The following is a 4,448-nucleotide window of genomic DNA, read 5'->3' as shown; positions in this document are numbered from 1 at the left end:
CGCTACCTACTAAGCCCGGGCGATGCGCAGAGCACGCTCAAGCTCGCACGCAAGGAGGCAGTCCTGGGTAGCCCCGACGAGGCACAGCGCCTGGTGCTTGAGGTTCTAAAAAAAGACCCGAATAATACAACCGCCCTTGATATGGTCGAGCGGTTCATGGTGCGGGCAAAGCCCAAGTAGAGAATCTAGGGCAGCTCTGCAAGCTCCGTCAGGAGCTGGCCCGACCAGATGGCGATGCGCGAGCGGGTCAGACTCCAGGAATCGTCGGTGTCGAGTGCGAGTCCTAGAAATCGCCCATTCTCGACCCCTCGGGACGTCTCAAAAATATAGCCGTCGGTGGGCCAGCTCCCGATTAGCCGTGCGCCGCGTGCTCGTAGCTCGGTGCCCAGAATGCCCAGCGCGTCCTGAAACGTCTCCGGGTAGCAGAGCGCATCGCCTGAGCCAAAGAGCGCCACCGGCTTGCCCTCCAGCCGAAGCTCCCCGAAACGCCGCAACAGACATTCCCAGTCGCTCTGGAGCTGTCCCTCATCCCAAGTGGGGCAACCGACAACCAGCACATCGAAGTCGAGGAGCTTTTCCGGGTTCATCCCACTCACACTGATCGCCCGAACCGTGGCCTCGTCGGTACTCGCACAAAGAACCCGCGTAATTTCGTCGGCGGCCTCTTCCGTATTGCCCGTCGTACTACCGTAAAACACACCTATGGAATGCACTTGCATGTTTATCAGCATAGCCGTGTGTAGTAAACTCTCACATCCCCACTTTGGCAGATTTCAAGTTTTAAGAGTTATCCACAGCCTGTGGATAACTTGTGGATAACTCGCGTGCAAAGAGAATCGCAGCAGCGCAGGCCAATCCAACACCGGCAAAAAGCACAGGCCGAGGGCCGACTCTGTTGCCGAGCACGCCTGCGAGGAGTGTCCCCAGCAGGCTCGCTCCCAGACCCCCGACTTTCGTGACCGCATTCACACGCCCTAGCAACTTCTCTGGCGCGAGCTGCTGGCGCAGGGTGGTCTGGTGTATCTCAAAGATCGTCCACCCGGGGTCGGTGAGGAGCTGATTGGCGGTGAGCAGCCCATAGCTCAGAGCGCTACGAGTAGGAGCAAGCGGGATCATTAGCATGCCCAAGGGAATCAGCCCGAAGCTCAAGGCAGTAGCGCGGTACACCCCGAAACGCTGGGCCAGGGGGGCCGCAAACGTTGCTCCGAGCAGAGAGGTGACACCCCCTACGGCGAAGACCATCCCGAGAAATTTTGGCTCCAGTGCGAGAGTTCGCGTCATGAAGAGCAGAATCAGGGGCCCCATCAGTGACATCGAGAAAGAGAGGGCAACTTGGGCCAAGGCCAGGGCCCGCAGCAGACGTTGCCGCCCCACATAGCGCAGGCCCTCGACAGCTTCCTGGAAAAGTCCAGCCCCCTGGCCACCGTCCAGATGGGGGACGACGCGATTCGGTTGGCGAATTGCCAGCAGGGAGAGGGCACTGAGCAGGAAAGTAGCGGCGTCGATCAGTAGCGCTTGCGGGCCACCGAAGTGCTGCACCAGCCAGCCGGAGACCGAGAACGCACAGACCTCGGCGACGGCGGCGCTGGCGGAGAGGCGGCTGTTGGCACGGCTCAGTGCTTCGCCCTGAACCAGCTCGGGCAGGTAGCTCTGGTAGGCGATGTCGAAGACCGTGGAGAGAATGCCCATCAGCGGCGCGACGGCAAAAAGAGAGCCCAGCGTGAGCTTGCCCGTGAGCGCCAGCGCGGGAATGCTCATCACGAGCAGAAAGCGCAGGACATCGCAGGCGATCATCACCGGGCGCTTGGCACGCCGATCCAGCCAGGCACCCGCGAAGAGCCCCAGCAGAAAGCCGGGCAACAGATCGGCCAGCACGAGCAGCGCCATGTCCAGTGCCCGCGCGTGCAGAAACAGCAGCGCACACCAGGGCAGCGCCGTTCGGGTTATCAGCGATCCGAACACCGAGACGGCTTGCCCCACCCAGAGTTTTTGAAAGTCAGTCACACGGGCAATATCGCTCAGGAAGGGGCTTCCAGTAAATCTTTATAACATTTGTAACGAATGATAGATCTGCTCTGTACTAGGGGTGTCATGCAGCAAGAGGCGTCCGACGAGGCGCTGATGGGACGGGCGCAGGACGGGGATCGTGAGGCGTTCGCCGATCTCTATGTGCGTCACCGCCCGGCGCTGACGGCGTTTCTGACGCGTTTCACGGGAAGCCCGATGCTTGCGGAAGATTTGGCTCAGGAGAGCTTTGTACGGCTCTGGGAGGCGCGGGGGCGCTTTGAGGGACAGCGTAAGTTTAAGATCTGGCTGTATGTGGCCGCGAAGAATCTCGCGATCAATGCGCTCAAAGCCCGGCGCGAACTGGCACTGCCAGAGGAGCTAGCGGAGCGCACCGCGCCGCGCCCCAGTGCGCTGGGCGAGCTGGTGACCGAGGCACTGCAAGCGCTTCCCGAGCCGCAGCGGCTGGCGCTGGTCTTGACAATCTACGAGCAGTTTTCGCACCGTGAGGCGGCGGAGGCAATGGGATGCACAGAAGTAAGCGCCCGCGTACTGGCCTTCCGCGCAAGGCAGACACTAAAGCAGCGGCTCGCGCCGCTGCTGGAGAAAGGCTATGAGACAGAGAATATCTGACGCGTCCGTAGAGGCGCTTCTGCGTCGGGGAGATCCCGCAGTGGAAGCGATGGAAGTTTCTGAAGCGGAGCGTGCGATGCTACTTGCTAGGCTGGCAGGCATGCCCCCCACAGATTTCACATCACGCCGTCGCTTATCAGTGGCACCAGCCGCCTTGTTTTTTCTAGCCACAGCCGTGGGACTGGCGATTTTCTGGCCACGCCTCACGCCGTCACAAGTCGCACAAGTGATTTCTATGCCATCACCTCGTGTTTCGGTATCGTCACCTCGTGTTTCGGTATCGTCTTCTGAGACAGTGGTGACGCATATTGTGATCGTTGCGGACAGCACTTGCCTTTCTGGTCAACCCGTCCCCACGGAGCATATCGTCATTCGGGGTGATGCCACCAGTGTCGTCACTACCATCGAACCCATTGAAAAAACGGAGGTTTTTTTATGATTCCACTTCCTCTCACTATCTCTGTTCCTATCCCGGCTCTTGTTGTTCGGTTGCTCCTGCAAAAAACGGATCAGCTTATCAGTGCCGATTTCTACGATACGCCGCTACGCTCTGCACTGGAAACACTGTTTAAGAGCGCGGGAATTAGGAACTACGTGATTGATAACGGGGTTTCAGGGACAGTCTCGCTGAAGGCGACCCCATTGCCGTTTGAGAAAGTGCTTCAGCTCATGCAGCGTGGCTCGACCAAGCCTTTTACCTACACTACTAATAACGGTGTCTGGATTGTCAAACCCACGGTGGATACTTCCAAACCACTGCTACCCGTTATGCCTTCTGCCCCTCGGTTCAATCAGAACCAAACTGCTCCCTATGCGAAGATCCTTCTGCGGCACCGGACTCCGCAAGAGCTTGCCGGGCTGCTTGGTGGAATTATCACTTTACCCTTTACTCCTAAGCCCGGCCCTACCCCGGTTCTCAGCTCGGATGGGAAGCGATTTATCACGCCTCCCAGTAATTTGGGTAGCCTACGACCGCCAGGAATTGACAATATTATCGCAGTAGGAGAGGGAACACTTCTAGTGCAGGGAGCGCCTGCTGACATTGAGGAGCTACGCAACCTGATCCAACAGCTCGATGTTCCCATTCCCAGTGTCGAGTGCCGTGCGGAGGTGGTCTCGGTCAGCGGAGGGAAACAGAATCGAAATACTCTGCTGGCGGCTATTGGAACGGGAAAATCAGGGACGGAGATCAAGGCTGTCAGCAAGTTCTCGGGGACACCTGCGCAGACCTCAAGGCTCGATGTGACGATCAAAGCCACTCCTCTGGGCGACAACTACTTCGAGGTGGAGACACGCTGGGAGGCATCGGTTCCGCTACAAGGTGCCCAGAAAGGCCAGCTCGTTCGTTTAGAGAAGACCTTCAGCAACACCCGGCGCATCAAAGCGGGAGACACCATGATGTTTGGCGGCGTAATTGTCAAAGAGGAGCAAGGGGCGGTACACGGCGGCCAGGAAGTGCTGTTTTTTCTGACCCTAAAGCCGTTCTGAGCCGCATCTGTGCCTCTTGCTCCAGGTGTGCCAGCAGGTGCGCGATTTGAGGCGTTTGAGGGAGTTCTTGAAGCTGTGCTCGTAGCTCCGCCCCCTCCAAAGCCCGTGCGAGGCGGGTGAGATGGCACCAGTGTCGGTGCCAGCCCTCGAAGACGAGGTGGCGCAAAAACACAGCACGTAGGCGGGCTTGTTGATCGTCGGTGAGCATCTTTTTTCGCACCAGTTGCTTGGTCAGGTGCGCGAGCTGCGGACGGAACTTGCTCTGCGTCTCCAGCTCCTCAATCAGCGGCTCGGGATCAAGAGGCTTGCCGTCGCGGTGACGC

At 58.9% G+C, this 4,448-nt stretch carries 7 protein-coding genes; 4 read left to right on the top strand and 3 right to left on the bottom strand.

Translation table 11 applies throughout. The features are described from left to right. Positions 1 to 180, top strand: a 180-nt coding sequence (locus ACH2EH_RS12535; RefSeq protein WP_395142144.1) for a hypothetical protein, incomplete at its 5' end; no start/stop codon positions are given. A gap of 5 nt (positions 181 to 185) precedes the next feature. Here the strand turns inward: ACH2EH_RS12535 and ACH2EH_RS12530 are convergent. Then, complete coding sequence (locus ACH2EH_RS12530; RefSeq protein ID WP_395142142.1) at positions 186 to 698, bottom strand: flavodoxin; 513 nt, start codon at positions 696 to 698, stop codon at positions 186 to 188. Positions 699 to 780: 82 nt separating this feature from the next. Then, complete coding sequence (locus ACH2EH_RS12525) at positions 781 to 2,004, bottom strand: MFS transporter (RefSeq protein WP_395142140.1); 1,224 nt, start codon at positions 2,002 to 2,004, stop codon at positions 781 to 783. A gap of 87 nt (positions 2,005 to 2,091) precedes the next feature. On the opposite strand from ACH2EH_RS12525, the gene ACH2EH_RS12520 reads away from it, so the two are divergent. Genes ACH2EH_RS12520 through ACH2EH_RS12510 form a run of 3 tightly spaced genes read left to right on the top strand, consistent with a single transcriptional unit; the run spans position 2,092 to position 4,125 of the window. Continuing rightward, positions 2,092 to 2,637: an RNA polymerase sigma factor gene (locus ACH2EH_RS12520; RefSeq protein ID WP_395142138.1), complete on the top strand. Its 546-nt coding sequence runs from the start codon at positions 2,092 to 2,094 to the stop codon at positions 2,635 to 2,637. Next, positions 2,618 to 3,076, top strand: a complete 459-nt coding sequence (locus tag ACH2EH_RS12515) for a hypothetical protein (RefSeq protein ID WP_395142136.1) — start codon at positions 2,618 to 2,620, stop codon at positions 3,074 to 3,076. Before ACH2EH_RS12520 ends, ACH2EH_RS12515 begins: the two co-directional genes overlap by 20 nt. After that, complete coding sequence (locus tag ACH2EH_RS12510; protein WP_395142134.1) at positions 3,073 to 4,125, top strand: hypothetical protein; 1,053 nt, start codon at positions 3,073 to 3,075, stop codon at positions 4,123 to 4,125. Before ACH2EH_RS12515 ends, ACH2EH_RS12510 begins: the two co-directional genes overlap by 4 nt. On the opposite strand, the gene ACH2EH_RS12505 is transcribed toward ACH2EH_RS12510, so the two are convergent. Further along, the coding region (locus ACH2EH_RS12505) for a hypothetical protein (protein WP_395142132.1) at positions 4,055 to 4,448 on the bottom strand (394 nt) is incomplete at its 5' end. The genes ACH2EH_RS12510 and ACH2EH_RS12505 overlap by 71 nt on opposite strands.

This window comes from Armatimonas sp., assembly GCF_043760365.1.
Taxonomy (GTDB): domain Bacteria; phylum Armatimonadota; class Armatimonadia; order Armatimonadales; family Armatimonadaceae; genus Armatimonas.
Note: the sequence above shows the minus strand (reverse complement) of the source record. Positions and strands in the feature narration are given on the sequence as shown.

Bases quoted from the DNA above. Each gene is read 5' to 3' on its own strand.
- ACH2EH_RS12520 (WP_395142138.1), top strand. From the start codon at position 2,092: ATGCAGCAAGAGGCGTCCGACGAGGCGCTGATGGGACGGGCGCAGGAC.
- ACH2EH_RS12515 (WP_395142136.1), top strand. From the start codon at position 2,618: ATGAGACAGAGAATATCTGACGCGTCCGTAGAGGCGCTTCTGCGTCGG.
- ACH2EH_RS12510 (WP_395142134.1), top strand. From the start codon at position 3,073: ATGATTCCACTTCCTCTCACTATCTCTGTTCCTATCCCGGCTCTTGTT.